Raw genomic sequence first — 18,684 nt, 5'->3', positions numbered from 1 at the left:
GGACGACGATCGGTCGCCGCCCGGCACGGAAAGGTTGCCGCCGTCTTCGCTAGGGAACCTCCGGTGGCGGGGTCGGGGCGCCCGGCAGGCGGACCGTGGCCGTGGTGCCGCCGCCGTCCGCGCGGGTCAGGGACACCTCGCCGCCCGTCTGTTGCACCGTGCGGGCCACGATGGACAGGCCGAGGCCGGAGCCCGGGAGGGCGCGGGCGCTCGGGGAGCGCCAGAACCGGTCGAAGACGTGCGGGAGTTCGTCGGCGGGGATGCCGGGGCCGTGGTCGCGGACGGTGAGGACGCCGTCGGTCAGGCGCACGTCGATCGTGCCGCCCCCGGGGCTGAACTTCACCGCGTTGTCCAGGATGTTGACCATCGCCCGCTCCAGCGCGGACGGCTCCGCCCGTACGTACCAGGGGTGGACGTCCGCCGTGATGGTCAGCTCCGGGCCGCGCAGCCGGGCGCGGCGCAGGGCCGACTCGACGACGTCCTGCCAGGCGACGATCTGCGCACGGTCCGCGTGCTGGCCGGTGTCCGGGCGGGACAGCTCCTGGAGGTCGCCGATGAGCGCGGCCAGTTCCGTCATCTGCGCCTTCACGGAGGCGAGCAGGGCCCTGCGGTCGGCCTCCGGGATCGGACGGCCCGTCTCCTCGCTGCGGGTGAGGAGTTCGATGTTGGTGCGGAGCGAGGTGAGCGGGGTGCGCAGCTCGTGGCCGGCGTCCGCGATGAGCTGCTGCTGGAGGTCGCGGGAGCTGGCCAGCGCGGACGTCATGGAGTTGAAGGAGCGGGAGAGCCGGGCGATCTCGTCCTCCGAGTCGTCCGCCACGGGGATGCGGACGGTGAGGTCCTCGGTGCGGGCGACGTGTTCGACGGCCTCGGTGAGCTTGTCCACGGGACGCAGACCGGCGCGGGCCACCGCGAGGCCGGCGCCCGAGGCGCCGAGCACGCCGACACCGGAGACCAGGAGCAGTACCAGCGCCAGTTCGTTGAGGGTGGACCGGGTGTTGTCCAGCGGCAGGGCGACGACGAAGGCGTAGTCCTGGACCACGCCCCGGCCCATGGGTCCGGTCTTGATGGTGACGGCCGTCGTCAGGACGCGGATCCGCTTGCCGTCGCTGTCGGTGCCGTCGCGGAAGACGCCCTCGCCCGGGTCCGGGTTCTCGGCCACCTTCTTGTCACCGCCGGTGACGTCGACCGCGGCCGCGGAGTTCGGGAACAGGCACACGCTGCCGTCCGGGCGCATCAGCTGCGCGTACTGCGTGCTGCGCGGGCCGATGGTGCCGGTGTCGGCCGGCTCCTGGACACAGTTGTCGGTGAGCTGCCGGAATTCCTCCGGCTGGAGCTCGATGACCGACGACTTCAGATCGTCGTCGACCTCGTCGTACAGCTTGCCCCGCACGATGAACCAGCACGTCACCGACACCGCCGCCACCGCGAACGCCACCGCCGCCGCCACCAGCAGCGACAGCCGGGCCCGGATGGGCAGGGCGCGCACGCGGCGGACCAGCCCGCTCACTCCGCGCCGCCCTGCCGCAGCACGTACCCCACCCCCCGCACCGTGTGCACCAGGCGCGGCTCGCCGCCCGCCTCGGTCTTGCGGCGCAGGTACATGACGTACACGTCGAGCGAGTTGGACGAGGGCTCGAAGTCGAAGCCCCAGACCGCCTTCAGGATCTGCTCACGGGTGAGCACCTGGCGCGGGTGCGCCATGAACATCTCCAGCAGGGTGAACTCCGTACGGGTCAGCTCCACCCGCCGGGTGCCGCGGGTGACCTCGCGGGTCGCCAGGTCCATGCGCAGGTCGGCGAAGGAGAGGACGTCGTCCGACTCGGCGGAGGCGGCCAACGCCGCCGCGTACGAGCTGCGGCGCAGCAGCGCGCGGATACGGGCGAACAGCTCGTCCAGCTCGAACGGCTTGACCAGGTAGTCGTCCGCCCCCGCGTCCAGGCCGGTCACCCGGTCGCCGACGGTGTCCCGGGCGGTCAGCATCAGGATGGGCGTGGTGTCGCCGGTGGCGCGGATGCGGCGGGCGGCGGTCAGGCCGTCCATCCGGGGCATCTGGATGTCCAGGACGAGCAGGTCGGGCCGGTACGCCGCCGCCTTCTCCAGGGCGTCCGCGCCGTCGACGGCGACCTCGGTGCCGTACCCCTCGAAGGCCAGGCTGCGCTGGAGCGCTTCGCGCACCGCCGGCTCGTCGTCGACGATCAGGATGCGCTGGGGGTCACGGTCGCCTTCTGCGGGACTCATGGGCTCGGGGTTCCTCACGGCTCTCTACGGTTTCAGGCCTTCAGCCTCGCACGGTTGCCGGGCGGCGCGTCAGTCCGTCGAGCCGGAGCGCAGCGCCGACAGGTCCGACTTGACCGTGTTGACGGGGATGGCGAAGCCCAGGCCCACGCTGCCCGCGTCGGACGAGGACGATCCGCTGCCGCTCGCCGAGTACATCGCGGAGTTGATGCCGATGATGTTGCCGTTCATGTCGATCAGCGCGCCGCCGGAGTTGCCCGGGTTCAGGGACGCGTCGGTCTGGATCGCCTTGTACGTGGTCGTGGAGCTCCCCGTGTCGCCGTTGAACTCCTGGCCGCCGTACTCGAACGGCCAGCCGCCGCCCTGCCGCTGTTGCTGCTGACCCTCGCTCTCGTCCGTCGAGACCGTCACGTCACGGTCGAGGGCGGAGACGATGCCGCTGGTCACCGTGCCGGTCAGGCCCTCGGGGGAGCCGATCGCCACGACCTGGTCGCCGACCCGCACGCCGTCGGAGTCGCCGAGGGTGGCCGTCTGCAGCCCGGAGGCGTCCTGGAGCTTGATCAGGGCGAGGTCCTTGCTGCTGTCGGTGCCGACGGTCTCCGCCGTGTACGTCTTGCCGTCGCTGGTCCGCACCTCGATCGACGAGGCCCCGGACACGACGTGGTTGTTGGTGATGATCTCGCCGTCGGACGTGATGATCACACCGGAGCCGGTGGAGGAGCCGGCGTTCGAGGTCGCGTTGATCTCGACGATGCTCGGGGTGACCGCCTCCGCGACGCCGGACACCGTGCCCTTCTGACTCGACGGTACGACGTTGGTGCTGGTCGAGCTGGAGGCGACGGTGTCGTTGCCGGTCAGCTCCTGCACGCCGTAGGCGGTGCCGCCGCCCACGGCCGCCGCGACGATCGCCACGGCGGCGAGCAGGGCCGCCGGACCCCGGGCACGCTTCCTCTTCGCGGACTGCGGGGCGGGCTCCCGCGCGAACTCCGACGCGGGCTGGGGCGCGGGCTCCGTCGCGGGCTCCTGCGCGAACTCCGACGCGGGCTGCGGGGCGGGCTCCCGCGCGAACGCCGTCGTGGGCTGGGGCGCGGGCTCCCGCGCGAACTCCGACGCGGACTGCCGGGGCGGCGCGTACGCCGGCGGGGGCGGCCACTCGGGGTTCACCGGGGCGGGGCTTCCGTACTCGCCGCTGGGGCGGAGGCTCTCGGTCATGGCTCCGAGCCTCGCGCCCGACCATGAGAGCGAGCTGAGTGTGTGCTGAGAAGCCCGGCAGAACCTCGTATGCCCGATATAAAGGCCGCCGGAGCCGCGGTGGAGGCCGCCGGAGCCCCGGCCGGGGCCCGCTTACTTGCAGCCGCAGGAGTGGCGTACCACCAGCCGGGACGGGTACACCTTCAGCCGCTCGCGGCGCGAACCCGCCACCCGTACGCCGTCGTCCAGGACGAGGTCGACCGCCGAGCGGGCCATCGCCGAACGGTCGGAGGCGACCGTGGTCAGCGGCGGGTCCGCGAGCGCCGCCTCCTTGATGTCGTCGAACCCGGCGACCGCCAGCTCCCCCGGCACGTCGATGCGCAGCTCCCGCGCGGCGCGCAGGATGCCGATCGCCTGGTCGTCGGTGGAGCAGAAGACCGCCGGCGGACGGTCCGGTCCGGAGAGGATCTCCAGGCCGATCCGGTAGGCGTCGTAGCGGTTGTACGGGGCCTCGAAGAGGCGGCCCTCGGTCGGTATCCCGGCCTCCTCCATCGCGCGCCGCCAGCCCTCGACGTGGTCGGAGACCGGGTCGCCGACGGCGGGGGTCTCCGCGGTGCCGCCGACGCAGGCCACGTACTCGTTGCCGTGTTCCAGCAGGTGGCGCACGGCGAGCTGGGCGCCACCGAGGTCGTCGGTGACGACGGCGACGTCGTCGATCGCCTCCGGGCGCTCGTGCAGCAGCACGACCCGGGCGTCCCACGCCTCGATCTCCGCGGCGGCCTGGTCGTTGAGCGCGTGGCTGACCAGGATCAGGCCGGAGACCCGCATCCCGAGGAAGGCCCGCAGATAGTGGACCTCGCGCTCGGCGATGTAGTCCGTGTTGCCGACCAGGACCATCTTCCCGCGCTCGGAGGCGGCCTGCTCGACCGCGTGCGCCATCTCCCCGAAGAACGGCTGACGGGCGTCCGGGATGATCAGGCCTATGAGGTCCGTGCGCCGCGAGGCCATCGCCTGGGCGACCCGGTCCGGCCGGTACCCCAGCTCCTTGATCGCGGCGAGGACGCGCTCGCGCGTGGCCGGGGCGACCGGCCGGGGTCCGTTGTTGATGACATAGCTGACGACGGCGGTGGACGTCCCCGCCAGCCGCGCCACATCATCCCTGGTTACCTTGGCCACGCGCGGAGTCTACGCGGATATACCCGGTACGGGCAGGGCGTATCACACCTTGGATTCCGCCGCTTCCGCGGTGTCCGCCCTCTCCTCGGTGTCCTCCGCGGCGCGGGCCGGCTTCTCCGTCTTCTCCGTCTTCTCGGGCTTCTCGGGAGTGACGAACCGGTAGCCGACGTTGCGGACGGTGCCGATCAGCGATTCGTGCTCGGGGCCGAGTTTGGCGCGCAGGCGCCGTACGTGGACGTCGACCGTGCGGGTGCCGCCGAAGTAGTCGTAGCCCCAGACCTCCTGGAGCAGCTGGGCGCGGGTGAAGACCCGGCCGGGGTGCTGCGCGAGGTATTTGAGCAGTTCGAATTCCTTGAAGGTCAGGTCGAGGACCCTGCCCTTGAGTTTCGCGGAGTACGTCGCCTCGTCGACCGACAGGTCGCCGTTGCGGATCTCCATCGGGGAGTCGTCGTTGACGATCTGCTGGCGGCCCATGGCGAGGCGCAGGCGCGCCTCCACCTCGGCCGGGCCCGCGGTGTCCAGGAGGACGTCGTCGATGCCCCAGTCCGCGGTGACCGCGGCCAGGCCGCCCTCGGTCACGACCAGGACGAGGGGGCAGCCGGGGCCGGTGGAGCGCAGCAGCTGGCACAGGCTGCGGACCTGCGGGAGGTCGCGCCGGCCGTCGACCAGGATCACGTCGGCGCCGGGGGTGTCGACGAGGGCGGGGCCCTCCGCGGGCGCCACCCGCACGTTGTGCAGCAGCAGGCCGAGAGCGGGGAGCACCTCGGTCGACGGCTGGAGCGCGTTGGTCAGGAGCAGCAGAGAGCTCATCGCACCCCACCGGCCCGGGTCGTCATCGTCGTTCGCTCGTGCACGGTTCGCTCGCCCATAACGTCTGGTTCCTCCTCGGTCCCTGCGAGGACGTTTACGGCATTGCTGCGTGCGTTCGACGGCCCGTACACCGGCGGTTTCCCGCGTTCGTATACAACGCTTCCGAAAGCACAAAAGGACCCGGGGGCTTCACTGCCCGAGTCCTCTTCGCAGCAGAATAGCCGACATGAGCACCGGTCCGGCAGGTCATGTGGCGCGATCCACCGATCGATCCGCCATTCGTCCATATTCCGAGACGGCTGACGTAACGCGGGGCGGTAGGCCTTTGCGGACGTTCCTGCGCACCGCGGACGGAGTGGCGATCGATTCCGTATACGAACCGGGGACCGGTTCTTCCGGTGATCTCGTGTTCGTGGTCGCGCACGGGTTCACCGGGGACGCGGACCGGCCGCACGTGCGGCGGGCGGCGCGGGCCCTCGCGCGGTACGGCGGTGTCGTGACGTTCTCCTTCCGGGGGCACGGGGCGTCGGGCGGGCGGTCGACCGTGGGGGACCGGGAGGTGCTCGACCTCGCGGCGGTGGTGGGATGGGCGCGTGGGCTGGGGTACGCGCGGGTGGCCACCGTCGGGTTCTCCATGGGCGGCTCGGTGGTGCTGCGGCACGCCGCGGTCGGCCGGGACACCCGGGTCGACGCCGTCGTCTCCGTGAGCGCGCCCGCGCGGTGGTTCTACCGGGGGACCGCCCCCATGCGGCGGCTGCACTGGCTGGTGACCCGGCCGTCCGGGCGGCTGGTGGGGCGGTACGGGCTGCGGACGCGGATCCACCACCGGCAGTGGGACCCGGTGCCGCTGTCACCCGTCGAGGCGGTGCCGCGGATCGCGCCCACGCCGTTGCTGATCGTGCACGGGGACCAGGACGGGTACTTCCCGCTCGATCACCCGCGGATGCTGGCGGCCGCCGCGGGCGGACACGGGGAGCTGTGGGTCGAGGCCGGCATGGGGCACGCGGAGAACGCGGCGCCGGAGGCGCTGCTGGAGCGGATCGGGGACTGGGTGGTGGACAGAGCGGGCTAGCCTGACGGTGTTCGTCGTCGACCGATTGAGGATCAGCAGATGGCAAAGGTCACGGTGCGGTACTGGGCCGCAGCCAAGGCCGCGGCCGGGGTGGCCGAGGAGGCGTACGAGGCGGCCACGCTCGCCGGAGCGCTCGACGCGGTGCGCGGGCGGCATCCCGGCGAACTCGCGCGCGTGCTGCTGCGGTGCTCGTTCCTCGTCGACGGTGATCCCGTGGGGAAGCGCGCGCATGAGACGGTACGGCTGGCCGACGGCGGCACGGTCGAGGTGCTTCCGCCGTTCGCAGGAGGGTGAGCGATGACGAACCAGCCGTACGGGGCGTACGACCCGTCGTACCAGGATCCGCGGCAGGCCGCCGCTCAGGGCGCGTGGCCCGGGCAGCAGGCGTACGGGGATCCGTACGCGGACCAGCAGTACACGCAGCAGTGGCAGGGGCAGACGTGGGAGACGCAGACGCAGCCGCCGGTGGCGGCGGCTCCGGCGGCTCCGGCCCCGACCCCGGCTCCGGACCCGGCTCCGACTCCGGTGTCTCCTGAGGCCGGACCCGAGTACGGGCCGGCCACGCTGGCCGGGAACTCGCGTCTCACCGACGCGCAGCGGGCGCGGGCCGAGGGGCGGTCGCCGATCATCGAGCCCGGGATGCAGCCGGCGGCGCTCACCGCGCTGCTGGGGCTGCTGCTGGCGGGCGGGGCGGCGCTGGGGACGTACGCGCTGCTGGTGCCGTTGGTGGTGCTGCAGGGGCTCACGGCGGCGGGCTGGTTCCGGCTGAACGGGATGTGGCCGGCGCGGCAGGGCATCGCGCTGGGGTTCCTCGGCGCGCTGGCCGCGGACGCGGCGCTGCTGGTGTCCGACCGGTCGCCGGGGGCGATCCTGGGGACGCTGGGGGTGTGGGTGCTGCTGTCGCTGATGCTGCAACTGCGGTCGCACGCGGATCCCGACGAGCGGATGTACGGCCTGATGGCGACGGTCGTGGCGGCGGCGCTGGCGATCGCGGCGGGCGGGTACCTGGCGGCGGACGCGTCCGCGGTGACCGTGGGCGCGGTGGCCGTGGCTGCGGGGGTGGTGGCACGGGCGCTGCCGTTGCCGACGCCGGTGTCCGTGGTGGTCGCGCTGCTGGCGGCGGCGGGGGCGGGGTACGCCGTCGACGGTCCGGCGGGGGCGGTGCTCGGTGCGGGCGCGGCGGTCTGCGCGCTGATCGGCCACCGGGTGGCCTCCTACGACTACCCGTCCCGCTTCGTCCACTTCACGGCCGGCGTGGCCCTGCCGCTGGCCGCGGCGGCCCCCGCGGTCTACGCCCTGGCCCGCGTACTCACCTGACGGCTGCCGGGCGGGCCTCCTGTCACAAGTGATCCACAATCCCCCGGCCCCCGCCTTCCTCGGCATTACCCTCACGCAGGGACGGCCGCCCGGTCGTCGACGAACGCCGTCGTCAAACGCCAGGTGGGGGCCACCGCATGCGCGCACTGCGAATACTGCTCATCGTCATCGTGATACTCGGCGGAATCCTCGTCATCGTCGACCGCGTGGCCGTCGACTTCGCCGAGGGCGAGGCGGCGGACCGCCTGAAGGCGACCGAGAACCTGGCGAGCACCCCCGACGTGTCGATCAACGGCTTCCCCTTCCTCACCCAGCTCGCCGACGGCACCCTCGACGAGGTGGAAGTGGGCATCCAGGACTACGAGGCCGGTACCGGCGACGGCGCCGAGCGGATCCGCATCGCCGACCTGCGCGCGGACATGCACGGCGTCGACTTCTCCACCGACTTCAGCTCCGCCGTCGCCGACAGCGCCACCGGCACGGCCACCATCGCCTACGACGAGCTGCTGAAGGCGGCCGGCAAGTCCGAGCCGGGCCGGGTGGCCCCCGGCGTCACCGCCGGGGTCGTCGGCCTGTCCGACGGCGGCAACGGGAAGATCAAGGTCGAGCTGGAAGCCACCGTGCTGGGCGCCGAGCTGCCCGAGCCGGTCTCCGTGCTCAGCTCCGTGACGGTCGTGGACGGCGACACCGTGCGCGTGAAGGCCGACGCGGTACCGGCGTTCGGCGGGGTCGAGATCGTCGAGTCCGGCGTGCGGCGGGTCACCGACTTCGAGCAGAGGATCGACGGACTGCCCGGCGGCATCCGGCTGGACAAGGTCGAGGCGGCGGAGAACGGCGTGGACATCACGGTGAAGGGTTCCGACGTCCGTCTGGTCGGGTAGGGAGTGGTTTGACGGGGGAAGCTGTCCGACAGGCGAGACGGGGACGTCCGTAGAGCAGATGTGAGAGAGGGGCGCGAAGGGACCGCGGAGCGTGGAGGGACGCTTCCGCGATGCGTCATCCCGCATGGTGGACGATCCCGTCTCACCATGCGACACGCCGGTGACATGCCCGCCCCTCCCTCCTTACGATCGGACCCATGCAGCATCAGACGAGCGTCCTCCGGTCGCGAGGACAGGCGGATCTCACGAAGCGGCGGGCAGTGGACCTGTGCCGTGTCGCCGCCATGCTCTGTCGTTCCTTCTGAGCGGACGTCGACGTCCGCGTTCCCGCCCCGCCCCCCCCCGCTGAGGGCACCCGTGCGCCGACCCCGTGAGGCCGCGCGCACCCTCTCACCCGCACGCCCCGCCGCAACTGCCCCGGAGGAGAACAAGCATGAGCCGCAGCGACGTCCTGGTCGACGCCGACTGGGTCCAGGAGCACCTGGACGACCCGACCATCGCCATCGTCGAGGTGGACGAGGACACGTCCGCCTACGAGAAGAACCACATCAAGAACGCGATCCGGATCGACTGGACCAAGGACCTGCAGGACCCGGTCCGCCGTGACTTCGTCGACCAGGCCGGCTTCGAGAAGCTCCTGTCGGACAAGGGCATCGGCAACGACCACACGGTCGTCCTCTACGGCGGCAACAACAACTGGTTCGCCTCGTACGCCTACTGGTACTTCAAGCTGTACGGCCACGAGAACGTCAAGCTCCTCGACGGCGGCCGCAAGAAGTGGGAGCTCGACGCCCGCGAGCTGGTCCCCGGCGACGAGGTGCCGGAGCGCCCGAAGACCGACTACAAGGCCAAGCCGCAGGACGCGTCCATCCGCGCCTTCCGCGACGACGTCGTGGCCGCCATCGGCAGCCAGAACCTGGTCGACGTGCGCTCGCCCGACGAGTTCTCCGGCAAGCTGCTCGCCCCGGCCCACCTGCCGCAGGAGCAGTCGCAGCGTCCGGGTCACGTCCCGTCGGCCGCCAACATCCCGTGGTCGAAGAACGCCAACGACGACGGCACCTTCAAGTCCGACGACGAGCTCAAGGCGCTCTACGAGGCCGAGCAGGTCGACCTGGCCAAGGACACCATCGCCTACTGCCGCATCGGTGAGCGCTCCGCGCTGACCTGGTTCGTGCTGCACGAGCTGCTCGGCGTGGAGAACGTCAAGAACTACGACGGCTCCTGGACCGAGTACGGCTCCCTCGTCGGCGTGCCGATCGAGCTCGGCTCCGGCAAGTAGTCCCTCCCGACCGACCTTTCCAGACCCCTTCAGGAGTAAGACATGTGCGGTGCGAAGGCCGGCGGCCCGGACGCCTCGACGATCAAGCCCGGTGAGACCACCATCCAGGGTCAGGTGACCCGCGACGGGGAGCCGGTGACGGGCTACGTCCGTCTGCTGGACTCGACCGGCGAGTTCACCGCGGAGGTCCCGACCTCCGCCACCGGACAGTTCCGCTTCTACGCGGCGGAGGGCACCTGGACCGTCCGCGCCCTGGTGCCCGGCGGCACCGCCGACCGCACGGTCGTCGCCCAGCAGGGCGGTCTGGCCGAGGTCGCGATCGCGGTCTGAGGACACGGGAACGGCCGAGGGGCCGCACCCCACGGGTTGGACGCCCGGGGTGCGGCCCTTCGGCGTGCCCGGACCTACGCTGGACGTATGTACGCGCGCAGGCGGCACGTCTACTTCGCCATGATGGGCACCTGCATCGGGCTGTTCGTCCTGGCCTGGGGCGTGGTGCGGCTGTGGTCGGTGCCGGCGGCCGTGGGCATGTGTTTCGTGGCCATGGTCATCCCGCCGGTCGCCGCGATGGTCGCCAACCGGCGGGGGCCGGAGGACCGCTGGTGGGACGATCCGTCCGGCGACCCGAAGTCCGACGAGTGGTGGGACGAGCTGGACGGCAGGAAGCGGCCCCGGTAGGGCGGGCCGCTCAGTAGACGAGCGCCTGCGTCCCGTCCGCCATCGCCTCCTGTACGAAGACCTGCGCGCCGGCGATCCGTACGCCCTCGACGACGTCCTTCTCGGTGATGTCGCGGCGGGCCGCGCACTGGGTGCACAGGGTGACCCGGCCGGTGGCCAGGATCGTGTCCAGCAGGTCGGGCAGCGGGGCGGCGTGCGGCAGCTCGAACTCGGCCGCGCGGCCCGGCAGGGAGAACCACGCGGACTCGCCGGTGAGCCACAGGGAGACCTCGACACCGCTGGCCGCGGCCACCGCCGCCACCGTGAACGCCTGCGAGCAGCGCTCGGGTGCGTCGGTTCCCGCGGTCACTTTGATCACAAGCTTCTTCGCCATGACCGAATCGTAATCATGATCGCTACAACTTCGGCCGACGCCTGTGGGTCTCCTGTGCGCGCGTGGACGGAATGCGCGCTTCACCTTCTGTGGGGGGGACGTCTTGGAACAACCCGAAGAAGCAGCCGACGCCCCGGATGCACCGAGAACCGAGGACGTACCGGAGGCCGTCCCGGCTCCGGGAACACCGGTGATCGAGGTCCCGGAAACACCGGTGGGCGAGACTCCGGAAACGCCGGAGGTCCCGGCTCCGGGTGCGCCCCGGAAACGCCGACGGGGGCGGACGGCCGTGCTGATCGCCGCCGCGGCCGTGCTCGGCGTGGTCGCCGGCACCTGCACCGGCTACCTCGTCCAGGCCGACCGTGAGCCCACCAGGCTGCCGTCGCTGTCGCAGCCGGTGCTCGCGCAGTCGAAGGGCGAGGCGCCCGAGCCGCTGTCGGCAGCCCGGGACCGCCGTGTGAAGACCGACGGCGACCTGCGCGAGCTGCTGCTGAAGAAGCCCCGGGGGACGCAGGAGGCCCCCTGGCCGATGGGCGAGGACGGCTGGATGGACCTTGCCGAGTACGCCGGTAACTACGAGACGCCCGGCTCGACGTTCGGAGGGATGGCCACGGACGAGTTCCGAAGGGCGGCCGTCGTCGGCTGGCTCGACGACGACTACAGCGTGGAGATCCGGCTGGTCCAGTTCCGCCAGGAGGAGGTCCTGGCGGCCGCGGACAGCGTCGCCAACGGCCAGTACTGGGCGGAGGACGTGGAGGACACGGACAGCTGGGCCGTCCCCGGTACCAAGGAGGGCCGGGCGTACGTCCACCACAGCCCCGACGCCGAACCCGGCTACGAACCCCTGTACGGCGCGGAGGCGCACGCCTGGCGAGGCGACATCGCCATGGAGGTCTGGGTGTACGGAATCAAGCCCGTCCCCAAGAAAATGATCATGGACCTGGCCGAGCGGCAGATGGAGCGGCTGTGAACGAGACACAGAGCCCGGCACCCGTTCCGCCCGTCCCCGATGACACCCCCGCCGCGGCCCTCTTGAAGCGGCCCGTGCGGTGGGGCCGTGTCGCGTCCGTCGTCGGCTCCGTGCTGCTGGCCGGGGCCGTCGTCACGGGCGTCGGGTACACCGTCGTGACCGTGGACGGCGCCGACCGCGACGCCGCCGCGCCCGAGTGGGAGTTCCCGAAGGAGGCGGCGGCCGAGGACAGGAAGGCCGAGCCGGAAGGGCTGGCCGGGACGCTCGTGCCGTACGGGCACGACAACTGGCTTCGAGGACCGGACCTCGGTGAGTTCGGCTCGGACGCGCAGCTCAGCGGCGGCCGGGCCACGGCGCTGCAGAAGGAGTCGCTGAGCGATCTGCCGCGCTCCCAGCGCAAGCGGCTGGAGAAGGAGATCGACAGCTGGCGCATCGAGGGCATGGCGATGCGCAGCTACACCAGCGGGTCGGTCAGCATCTACCAGGAGGACGAGATCTTCACCGTGGGCATCGTGCTCGCCCGGATGGAGAACAAGGCGGCCGTGCGGGACTTCGCGCGGTTCCAGACCGAGTTCCTCGAGGCCCTCGACATCTTCCGCGAGGGGCCGGAGATCAAGGGCCACAAGGACGCCCGGTGCTTCCTGCCGCCCGCGGACGCGGAGACCGACCTCGACATGATGCAGTGCTCCGCCCGTGTCGGGAACGTCCTGGTCACCCTCACCGCGGACGGTGCGAAGCCGCTGGACACCAAGAGTGTCGCCGCACTGTTCCGCGAGCAGCTCGACCGTATCGACGAACCGGGGAAGGCCGTATGACCGAGCAGCCGCAGAGCCTCGTACCCGCCCCGCCCACGGAGCCACCGGCCGCACCGGATGTACCGGCCGCACCGGATGTACCGGAGGCGGTGGCCGATCCCGGGCCGCCGCCGCGCAAGGACCGCCGGGTGCTGCGTGCCGCCCTGCGCTGGACCGCCGCCGTCGTGGTCTTCGCCGTGGCCGGCGCGGGCACGGCGTACGGGATCACCCGGATGGAACGGACGGACGTACCCGGCCTGGCGACCGCGTCCGACGGGCGGTGGGACTACCCGGAGCTGACGAAGCCGCCGCTGCCCGCCGGCAGCCCCGGACCGCAGGCGGAGTCCAACCCGGCCGGCACCCACCACGCCGACCTGCGCGCCCTCCTGCTGCCCGCCCCGGCGGGCGCCGAGGAGAACAAGGCGCTGCGCGGCGAGGACGGCTGGCTGGCGACGGACGACTTCCTCGAGGAGTACGCGGAGGACGACGACCGGGACACCTTCCGGCAGGAACTCGTCGACGCCGGGCTGCGGCACATCGCGGCCCGCGGCTGGACGACCGGGGACGGCACCCGGACGAGGATCTACCTGCTGCGGTTCGACACCGCGGCCGTGGTGGAGGACGCCTTCTTCAAGCCCCACTTCTCGTACACCTCGGCCTACTCGGTGAAGGGCGCCGACTTCACCGACAACGACGAGTCGTTCCCGGTGGAGTCGGAGGTCGCGGGGGTCCAGCGCTCGGCCCAGGTCGAGACCGAGCCGTACGGGGAGGAACAGGACCGCCAGGCCTACCTCGCCGCCGGTGACGTCCTCGCCGTCGTGCTGCAGTCCCGGAAGGGCACCGCGCCCGCCGTGCCGTTCCGGCAGACGGTCGTGCTGCAGAGCCAGCTGCTGGGCTGAGGCACGGCAGGCACCACCTCGCACGACAGGGGCCGGACCCGGCCGCGTAAGCTGGGGTCCGGCCCTGTGCACACCACCGCACCCCCGCCCAAGGAGCACTCCGTGGAACTCTTCTTCAGCATTCTGTTGGTCCTGGTCGCCGTCGGCGTCCTCGCCTTCGCCGGGCTGACCGTGAAGAAGCTGTACCAGGGCCAGCGCTGATCACCGACGCCAGGAAGTTCCGCTCATGATCGAGATCCCGTCCGACCTGCACAAGGACCTCGTCCCGCTCGCCTTCCTGCTCGGCGACTGGGCCGGCGCGGGCGTGCACGACTTCCCCGGTGCCGAGAAGTGCAACTTCGGCCAGGAGGTCACGTTCGCCCACGACGGCCGGGACTTCCTGGAGTACGCCTCCCACACCTGGGTGCTGGACGGCGACGGCAACAAGGTCCGCCCGCTGGAGTCGGAGCACGGCTTCTGGCGGATCGACGCGGACCGCAAGGTCGAGGTGACGATGACCCGCGACGACGGCGTCATCGAGATCTGGTACGGCGAGCTCGCCCACCAGAAGCCGCAGATCGACCTGGTGACGGACGCGGTCGCGCGCACCGCCGCCTCGGGCCCCTACAACGGCGGCAAGCGGCTGTACGGCTACGTCAAGAGCGACCTGATGTGGGTCGGCGAGAAGCAGACCCCCGAGGTCGAGCTGCGCCCCTACATGTCGGCGCACCTGAAGAAGGTCGTCACCCCGGAGGAGGTCGAGCGCTGGGCCAAGGCCCTGCCCGACGACATGCCCGACGACGGGATCGCCTTCTTCAAGTAGGCCCCCGTCCAAGAGGTTCCGGCCCGATCCGGACGACACCCCCTAGACTCGTGGGTGTGGTGAGCACCGACTGGAAGAGCGACCTCAGGCAGCGCGGCTACCGGCTGACCCCGCAGCGGCAGCTGGTGCTCGAAGCCGTGGACACCCTGGAACACGCGACCCCCGACGACATCCTCGGCGAAGTGAGGAAGACGGCGTCGGGGGTCAACATTTCCACCGTGTACCGCACGCTGGAGCTCCTCGAGGAGCTGGGGCTGGTCAGCCACGCCCACCTCGGGCACGGCGCTCCGACGTACCACCTCGCCGACCGGCACCACCACATCCACCTGGTCTGCCGGGACTGCACGAACGTGATCGAGGCCGACCTCTCGGTGGCCGCCGAGTTCACCGCCAAGCTGCGCGAGCAGTTCGGGTTCGACACCGACATGAGGCACTTCGCGATCTTCGGCCGGTGCGAGGACTGCTCCCTGAAGGCTTCAAGTACCGAGTCGTAGGCTTAGGCGTATGAAGAGCCCCCTGCTGACCCTGCCCGGCGCCGTTCCCGCCGAGGGCGTGGACGAAGGCGTGGCCGCCCACTACGGCGACCTGTTCCGCGAGCAGCGCGCCCTCGCCGACGGCACCGGTTTCGTCGACCTGTCCCACCGCGGGGTCGTCACCGTGACCGGTCCGGAGCGGCTGGCCTGGCTGCACCTGCTGCTCACCCAGCACGTCAGCGACCTGCCGCCGCACCAGGCCACCGAGGCGCTGATACTTTCCGCCAACGGCCACATCGAGCACGCGCTGTACCTGGTCGACGACGGGGAGACGGTCTGGGCGCACGTCGAGCCCGGCACCCAGGAGGCGCTGATCGCGTACCTGGAGTCGATGAAGTTCTTCTACCGGGTCGAGGTCGCCGACCGCACCGCCGACATCGCGGTGGTGCACCTGCCGGCCGGGTCCATCACGGAGGTGCCCGAGGGGGCCGCCGTCCGCGAGACGCCGTACGGGCGGGACCTGTTCCTGCCGCGCGGCGAGCTGGAGTCGTACGCGGAGAAGGCCGGCCCCGCCGCCGGGATCCTCGCGTACGAGGCGCTGCGGGTCGAGCGGCACCGGCCGCGGCTCGGTTTCGAGACCGACCACCGCACCATCCCGCACGAGCTGGGCTGGATCGGCACCGCCGTGCACCTGCAGAAGGGCTGCTACCGCGGGCAGGAGACGGTCGCCCGGGTGCAGAACCTGGGGAAGCCGCCGCGCCGGCTGGTCTTCCTGCACCTGGACGGCAGCGAGGTGCACCTGCCGGTGGCGGGGACCGAGCTGCGGGTCGCGGACGACGGCTCCGACGGGCGGAAGATCGGGTTCGTCACCACGTCCGTACGCCACTACGAGCTGGGGCCGGTCGCGCTGGCGCTGGTGAAGCGGAACGTGCCGGTGGACGCGCGGCTGCTCGCCGGGGAGACGGCGGCGGCGCAGGAGACCGTCGTCGAGCCCTGAGTCGTACGGTCTCAGTCCCGAGCCATATGGTTCAGCCCCGAGCCGTACGGCTCAGATCTCCAGCAGGACGGTGAACGGGCCGTCGTTGGTCAGCGACACGCTCATCTTCGCGCCGAAGCGGCCCGTCGCCACCGTCGCGCCCAGCGCGCGCAGTTGCGCGACCACCTCGTCGACCAGCGGCTCGGCGACGTCGCCGGGGGCGGCGGCGTTCCAGGTGGGGCGGCGGCCCTTGCGGGCGTCGCCGTAAAGGGTGAACTGGCTGATCACCAGCAGCGGGGCGTCGAGGTCGCTGCACGACTTCTCGTCCTGGAGCATCCGGACCGACCAGAGCTTGCGGGCGAGCTGCGCCGCCTTCTCCTCGGTGTCCTCGTGGGTGACGCCGACGAGGACGCACAGCCCCTCGCCCTCGATCGCCCCCACCGTCTCGCCGTCCACGACCACGCTCGCGCCGTCGACCCTCTGCACCACTGCTCGCATACGACCATCATGCCGGTCGGCGAACAGGCGGCCGACGGCGGCCCACGGAGGGCCCCGGCCGGGCTATTTTTACTCCTTAACGCCCATCTGGGGCGGATCGGGGGCACTCGCTCACAATGTGGCCGCTAGGGGTGGCACGATGCTGGCACATGCCGGTCGAGGGGACGGTTGAGGCATATGAGCACACCAGGGATCGGACAGCCGCTCGGGGCTGTCCCGTCGGCCCAGGCGGGAATCGGGGAACGGGAGTTCTGCCGACCGCCCGCACAGCGCACGGACAGCCCGGTGCTGCCCGAGGACCGGGCGGTGCACGATCTGATCGTGCTCAGCCTGCCCGAGCTGCGGACGGTGCGGCGCGACGCGCAGCGTGACGAGGCCGACCTCAGTTACGTACGGCGGCTGCTGCAGGGGCGGATCGACATCCTGCGGGCGGAGCTGGCCCGGCGCCTCCCTCAGGAGGCGCCCTCGGTCGTCGCGCCGGGGGAGGTGTCCGTCGTGGAGCGGCTGGGGGAGATCCTGCGGGACACCCCGGCCCGGCACCGCTCCTCCGCCCGGCACGTGACGCTGGGGACGCCGCGGGGCGAGGAGTACCGGCGGCTGGCGGCCGAGACGCTCGCCGAGGTGGAGCTGTCCGACCTGGGCGCCCGCACGGACGGGGAGCTGAGCACCGCGATGGGGCGGCTCGTGCGGTACGAGCAGCAGGTGTCCCGGCGGCGGCAGCGGCTGCAGCGTACGGCCGACGAGTGCGGCGCGGAGATCGCGCGCCGGTACCGGGACGGGGAGGCGCAGGTGGACGACCTGCTCGTGTGAGCGGGCCGGGGGAAACCTCTTCGACACCCGGCGCGCGGCCGACCTACCGTGAGCCCATGACCTCCCGCGCCGACGTCGACGTACGTCCGATCACCGAGTCCGAGTTCGCCGACTGGCAACGGGCCATGAACGTCGGGTTCCTGCGGGAGCCCACCCTGTCCGAGGAGATCGTCGACGCGCGCCGGGCGCAGTTCACGCCCGGCCGGTCGGTGGGGGCCTTCGACGGCGGGCGGTGCGTCGCGACGTTCCGGTCCTTCGCGCAGGAGCTGACGGTGGTCGGCGGGGCGACCGTGCCCGCCGACGCCGTCACCAACGTCACCGTCACCGCCACCCACCGCCGTCGCGGTTTGCTGACCCGGATGATGGAGCGGGACCTCGCCGCCGCGAAGGAGCGCGGGGACGTCGTCGCCACGCTGATCGCGGCCGAGTACCCGATCTACGGGCGGTACGGCTTCGGCCCGGCCACCACGGCGACCGAGTGGACGATCGACGTGCCGCGCGCCGGTCTCGACCCGCGCCGGGCGGGCCCTCAGGACGGCGGCCGGGTCGACCTGGTGGACGCGGAGGACGTCCGCAAGTTCGGCCCCGAGCTGCACGAGCGGCTGCGCCGCATCCAGCCGGGTGCCGTCAGCCGGGACGAGCTGTGGTGGCGGACGACCACCGGCGCCGTGCGCTTCCACCCGACCTTCCACGAGCCGTACTACGCGGTGTACCGCTCGGCCGGCGGCGAGGTCGAGGGCATGGTCGCCTACACGGCGGACGACAACTGGGGTGACGCCAAGCAGCCGCTGAACACGGTGCGGGTGAAGTGGCTGACCGGGGTGACCCCGGCGGCCGAGCGCGCGCTGTGGCTCTACCTGTGTTCCATCGACTGGGTGGTCGGGGTGAAGAGCGGCTGGCGGGCGCCCGACGATCTGCTCCCGCACTTCCTGCCGGACCCGCGCGCCGCCGCCGTCACCACGCAGGCGGACTGGATGTGGGTGCGGATGCTGGACGTCGTACGGGCCCTCCAGGCGCGGACGTACGGGGCCGCGGGGTCGCTGGTGCTGGAGGTGGCCGACGGGGCCGGACTGGCCGGGGGGCGCTACCGGCTGGAGGCGTCCGCGGACGGGACCGGGGTCTGTGTGCCGACCGGTGAGAGCGCCGATCTGACGCTGGACGTCGCCGAGCTGTCCGTGCTGTGGCTGGGGGACGAGTCCGCGGTGCGACTGGCCGCGCTGGGCCGGGTCCGGGAAGAACGAGCGGGCGCCGCCCGTCAGGCCGACGCCCTGCTGCGTACTTCCAGGCGACCGTGGTGCCCGGACGTGTTCTGAGCGCTGTCGCTCCCGCGCTCCTGCTGCCTGCCTCCTTCCGCCGACGGCGGGTGGGTTCTCATCCGTAGCGAGCTGTTCGGTTGTGGTTGTGGTTGTTGTGCGGGTGGTGCCCGTCGGCGGGACTCCCGGCTCCCCTC

Annotated in this window: 23 protein-coding genes; 16 read left to right on the top strand and 7 right to left on the bottom strand. The window is 71.9% G+C overall.

Going from position 1 to position 18,684, the window contains the following annotated elements; genetic code table 11:
• Positions 1-49: 49 nt before the first annotated feature.
• The 5 genes from ACIA6T_RS15020 to ACIA6T_RS15000 form a co-directional block, all read right to left on the bottom strand.
• Positions 50-1,507, bottom strand: a complete 1,458-nt coding sequence (locus ACIA6T_RS15020; RefSeq protein WP_399446922.1) for a sensor histidine kinase — start codon at positions 1,505-1,507, stop codon at positions 50-52.
• Positions 1,504-2,238 carry a response regulator transcription factor gene (locus ACIA6T_RS15015; RefSeq protein ID WP_399446921.1) on the bottom strand — a complete coding sequence of 245 codons (735 nt, stop codon included), beginning with the start codon at positions 2,236-2,238 and terminating at the stop codon, positions 1,504-1,506. The genes ACIA6T_RS15020 and ACIA6T_RS15015 overlap by 4 nt, the downstream gene beginning before the upstream one ends.
• Before the next feature lie 69 nt (positions 2,239-2,307).
• Positions 2,308-3,447: a trypsin-like peptidase domain-containing protein gene (locus tag ACIA6T_RS15010; RefSeq protein ID WP_399446920.1), complete on the bottom strand. Its 1,140-nt coding sequence runs from the start codon at positions 3,445-3,447 to the stop codon at positions 2,308-2,310.
• Between the two features lie 132 nt (positions 3,448-3,579).
• Entirely contained in the window at positions 3,580-4,602 is a 1,023-nt protein-coding gene (locus ACIA6T_RS15005; RefSeq protein WP_399446919.1) for a LacI family DNA-binding transcriptional regulator, read from the bottom strand.
• A 42-nt stretch (positions 4,603-4,644) separates the two neighbouring features.
• Positions 4,645-5,412, bottom strand: coding sequence for a response regulator transcription factor (locus ACIA6T_RS15000; protein ID WP_399446918.1), 768 nt, complete (start codon positions 5,410-5,412; stop codon positions 4,645-4,647).
• Between the two features lie 226 nt (positions 5,413-5,638).
• On the opposite strand from ACIA6T_RS15000, the gene ACIA6T_RS14995 reads away from it, so the two are divergent.
• The 8 genes from ACIA6T_RS14995 to ACIA6T_RS14960 all read left to right on the top strand — a co-directional run bounded on the left by ACIA6T_RS14995 (position 5,639) and on the right by ACIA6T_RS14960 (position 10,639).
• On the top strand, positions 5,639-6,484 hold the full coding sequence (locus ACIA6T_RS14995) for an alpha/beta hydrolase (protein WP_399446917.1): 846 nt from the start codon (positions 5,639-5,641) through the stop codon (positions 6,482-6,484).
• Between the two features lie 39 nt (positions 6,485-6,523).
• Positions 6,524-6,778: a MoaD/ThiS family protein gene (locus ACIA6T_RS14990; RefSeq protein WP_030864179.1), complete on the top strand. Its 255-nt coding sequence runs from the start codon at positions 6,524-6,526 to the stop codon at positions 6,776-6,778.
• Between the two features lie 3 nt (positions 6,779-6,781).
• Positions 6,782-7,801 (top strand): hypothetical protein, encoded by a 1,020-nt coding sequence (locus tag ACIA6T_RS14985; protein WP_399446916.1) that lies wholly within the window; start codon positions 6,782-6,784, stop codon positions 7,799-7,801.
• A gap of 137 nt (positions 7,802-7,938) precedes the next feature.
• Positions 7,939-8,682 (top strand): DUF2993 domain-containing protein, encoded by a 744-nt coding sequence (locus ACIA6T_RS14980; RefSeq protein WP_399446915.1) that lies wholly within the window; start codon positions 7,939-7,941, stop codon positions 8,680-8,682.
• Positions 8,683-8,879: 197 nt separating this feature from the next.
• The gene (locus ACIA6T_RS14975) at positions 8,880-8,987 is read left to right on the top strand and encodes a putative leader peptide (protein WP_399446914.1); all 108 of its coding nucleotides are present in this window, start codon (positions 8,880-8,882) and stop codon (positions 8,985-8,987) included.
• 128 nt (positions 8,988-9,115) lie between these two features.
• Positions 9,116-9,961: a sulfurtransferase gene (locus tag ACIA6T_RS14970; protein WP_399446913.1), complete on the top strand. Its 846-nt coding sequence runs from the start codon at positions 9,116-9,118 to the stop codon at positions 9,959-9,961.
• Between the two features lie 42 nt (positions 9,962-10,003).
• Entirely contained in the window at positions 10,004-10,291 is a 288-nt protein-coding gene (locus ACIA6T_RS14965; RefSeq protein WP_004986406.1) for a DUF1416 domain-containing protein, read from the top strand.
• 87 nt (positions 10,292-10,378) lie between these two features.
• Entirely contained in the window at positions 10,379-10,639 is a 261-nt protein-coding gene (locus ACIA6T_RS14960) for a DUF3099 domain-containing protein (RefSeq protein ID WP_399446912.1), read from the top strand.
• A 10-nt stretch (positions 10,640-10,649) separates the two neighbouring features.
• Here the strand turns inward: ACIA6T_RS14960 and ACIA6T_RS14955 are convergent, their stop codons facing one another.
• A complete protein-coding gene (locus tag ACIA6T_RS14955; protein WP_385050533.1) occupies positions 10,650-11,012 on the bottom strand; it encodes a DsrE family protein in 363 nt (120 codons plus the stop codon).
• A gap of 289 nt (positions 11,013-11,301) precedes the next feature.
• On the opposite strand from ACIA6T_RS14955, the gene ACIA6T_RS14950 reads away from it, so the two are divergent.
• From ACIA6T_RS14950 to ACIA6T_RS14925, 6 genes are all read left to right on the top strand, one after another.
• Positions 11,302-11,982, top strand: a complete 681-nt coding sequence (locus ACIA6T_RS14950) for a hypothetical protein (RefSeq protein ID WP_399446911.1) — start codon at positions 11,302-11,304, stop codon at positions 11,980-11,982.
• Positions 11,979-12,797, top strand: a complete 819-nt coding sequence (locus ACIA6T_RS14945; RefSeq protein ID WP_399446910.1) for a hypothetical protein — start codon at positions 11,979-11,981, stop codon at positions 12,795-12,797. The genes ACIA6T_RS14950 and ACIA6T_RS14945 overlap by 4 nt, the downstream gene beginning before the upstream one ends.
• On the top strand, positions 12,794-13,675 hold the full coding sequence (locus ACIA6T_RS14940) for a hypothetical protein (protein WP_399446909.1): 882 nt from the start codon (positions 12,794-12,796) through the stop codon (positions 13,673-13,675). Before ACIA6T_RS14945 ends, ACIA6T_RS14940 begins: the two co-directional genes overlap by 4 nt.
• 226 nt (positions 13,676-13,901) lie before the next feature.
• Positions 13,902-14,477: an FABP family protein gene (locus ACIA6T_RS14935; RefSeq protein ID WP_399446908.1), complete on the top strand. Its 576-nt coding sequence runs from the start codon at positions 13,902-13,904 to the stop codon at positions 14,475-14,477.
• A 56-nt stretch (positions 14,478-14,533) separates the two neighbouring features.
• Positions 14,534-14,971, top strand: a complete 438-nt coding sequence (locus ACIA6T_RS14930; RefSeq protein WP_399446907.1) for a Fur family transcriptional regulator — start codon at positions 14,534-14,536, stop codon at positions 14,969-14,971.
• 10 nt (positions 14,972-14,981) lie between these two features.
• On the top strand, positions 14,982-15,947 hold the full coding sequence (locus ACIA6T_RS14925; protein ID WP_399446906.1) for a YgfZ/GcvT domain-containing protein: 966 nt from the start codon (positions 14,982-14,984) through the stop codon (positions 15,945-15,947).
• A gap of 51 nt (positions 15,948-15,998) precedes the next feature.
• On the opposite strand, the gene dtd is transcribed toward ACIA6T_RS14925, so the two are convergent.
• Complete coding sequence (dtd, locus tag ACIA6T_RS14920) at positions 15,999-16,424, bottom strand: D-aminoacyl-tRNA deacylase (RefSeq protein ID WP_399446905.1); 426 nt, start codon at positions 16,422-16,424, stop codon at positions 15,999-16,001.
• 177 nt (positions 16,425-16,601) lie between these two features.
• On the opposite strand from dtd, the gene ACIA6T_RS14915 reads away from it, so the two are divergent.
• Together ACIA6T_RS14915 and ACIA6T_RS14910 are read left to right on the top strand one after the other, a co-directional pair.
• Entirely contained in the window at positions 16,602-17,234 is a 633-nt protein-coding gene (locus ACIA6T_RS14915; RefSeq protein ID WP_399446904.1) for an aerial mycelium formation protein, read from the top strand.
• Positions 17,235-17,290: 56 nt separating this feature from the next.
• Entirely contained in the window at positions 17,291-18,547 is a 1,257-nt protein-coding gene (locus ACIA6T_RS14910; RefSeq protein ID WP_399446903.1) for a GNAT family N-acetyltransferase, read from the top strand.
• Positions 18,548-18,684 lie beyond the last annotated feature (137 nt).

The sequence above is a fragment of the Streptomyces sp. NPDC051740 genome (assembly GCF_044453165.1).
Classification (GTDB): domain Bacteria; phylum Actinomycetota; class Actinomycetes; order Streptomycetales; family Streptomycetaceae; genus Streptomyces; species Streptomyces atrovirens.
The sequence above is the reverse complement of the archived record's forward strand: the minus strand, read 5'-3'. Positions and strand labels throughout refer to the sequence as shown.

Coding starts and splice junctions, on each gene's coding strand:
- ACIA6T_RS15015 (WP_399446921.1), bottom strand. CDS start 2,238: ATGAGTCCCGCAGAAGGCGACCGTGACCCCCAGCGCATCCTGATCGTC.
- ACIA6T_RS15010 (WP_399446920.1), bottom strand. CDS start 3,447: ATGACCGAGAGCCTCCGCCCCAGCGGCGAGTACGGAAGCCCCGCCCCG.
- ACIA6T_RS15000 (WP_399446918.1), bottom strand. CDS start 5,412: ATGAGCTCTCTGCTGCTCCTGACCAACGCGCTCCAGCCGTCGACCGAG.
- ACIA6T_RS14995 (WP_399446917.1), top strand. CDS start 5,639: ATGAGCACCGGTCCGGCAGGTCATGTGGCGCGATCCACCGATCGATCC.
- ACIA6T_RS14990 (WP_030864179.1), top strand. CDS start 6,524: ATGGCAAAGGTCACGGTGCGGTACTGGGCCGCAGCCAAGGCCGCGGCC.
- ACIA6T_RS14985 (WP_399446916.1), top strand. CDS start 6,782: ATGACGAACCAGCCGTACGGGGCGTACGACCCGTCGTACCAGGATCCG.
- ACIA6T_RS14980 (WP_399446915.1), top strand. CDS start 7,939: ATGCGCGCACTGCGAATACTGCTCATCGTCATCGTGATACTCGGCGGA.
- ACIA6T_RS14975 (WP_399446914.1), top strand. CDS start 8,880: ATGCAGCATCAGACGAGCGTCCTCCGGTCGCGAGGACAGGCGGATCTC.
- ACIA6T_RS14970 (WP_399446913.1), top strand. CDS start 9,116: ATGAGCCGCAGCGACGTCCTGGTCGACGCCGACTGGGTCCAGGAGCAC.
- ACIA6T_RS14965 (WP_004986406.1), top strand. CDS start 10,004: ATGTGCGGTGCGAAGGCCGGCGGCCCGGACGCCTCGACGATCAAGCCC.
- ACIA6T_RS14960 (WP_399446912.1), top strand. CDS start 10,379: ATGTACGCGCGCAGGCGGCACGTCTACTTCGCCATGATGGGCACCTGC.
- ACIA6T_RS14955 (WP_385050533.1), bottom strand. CDS start 11,012: ATGGCGAAGAAGCTTGTGATCAAAGTGACCGCGGGAACCGACGCACCC.
- ACIA6T_RS14940 (WP_399446909.1), top strand. CDS start 12,794: ATGACCGAGCAGCCGCAGAGCCTCGTACCCGCCCCGCCCACGGAGCCA.
- ACIA6T_RS14935 (WP_399446908.1), top strand. CDS start 13,902: ATGATCGAGATCCCGTCCGACCTGCACAAGGACCTCGTCCCGCTCGCC.
- ACIA6T_RS14925 (WP_399446906.1), top strand. CDS start 14,982: ATGAAGAGCCCCCTGCTGACCCTGCCCGGCGCCGTTCCCGCCGAGGGC.
- dtd (WP_399446905.1), bottom strand. CDS start 16,424: ATGCGAGCAGTGGTGCAGAGGGTCGACGGCGCGAGCGTGGTCGTGGAC.
- ACIA6T_RS14915 (WP_399446904.1), top strand. CDS start 16,602: ATGAGCACACCAGGGATCGGACAGCCGCTCGGGGCTGTCCCGTCGGCC.
- ACIA6T_RS14910 (WP_399446903.1), top strand. CDS start 17,291: ATGACCTCCCGCGCCGACGTCGACGTACGTCCGATCACCGAGTCCGAG.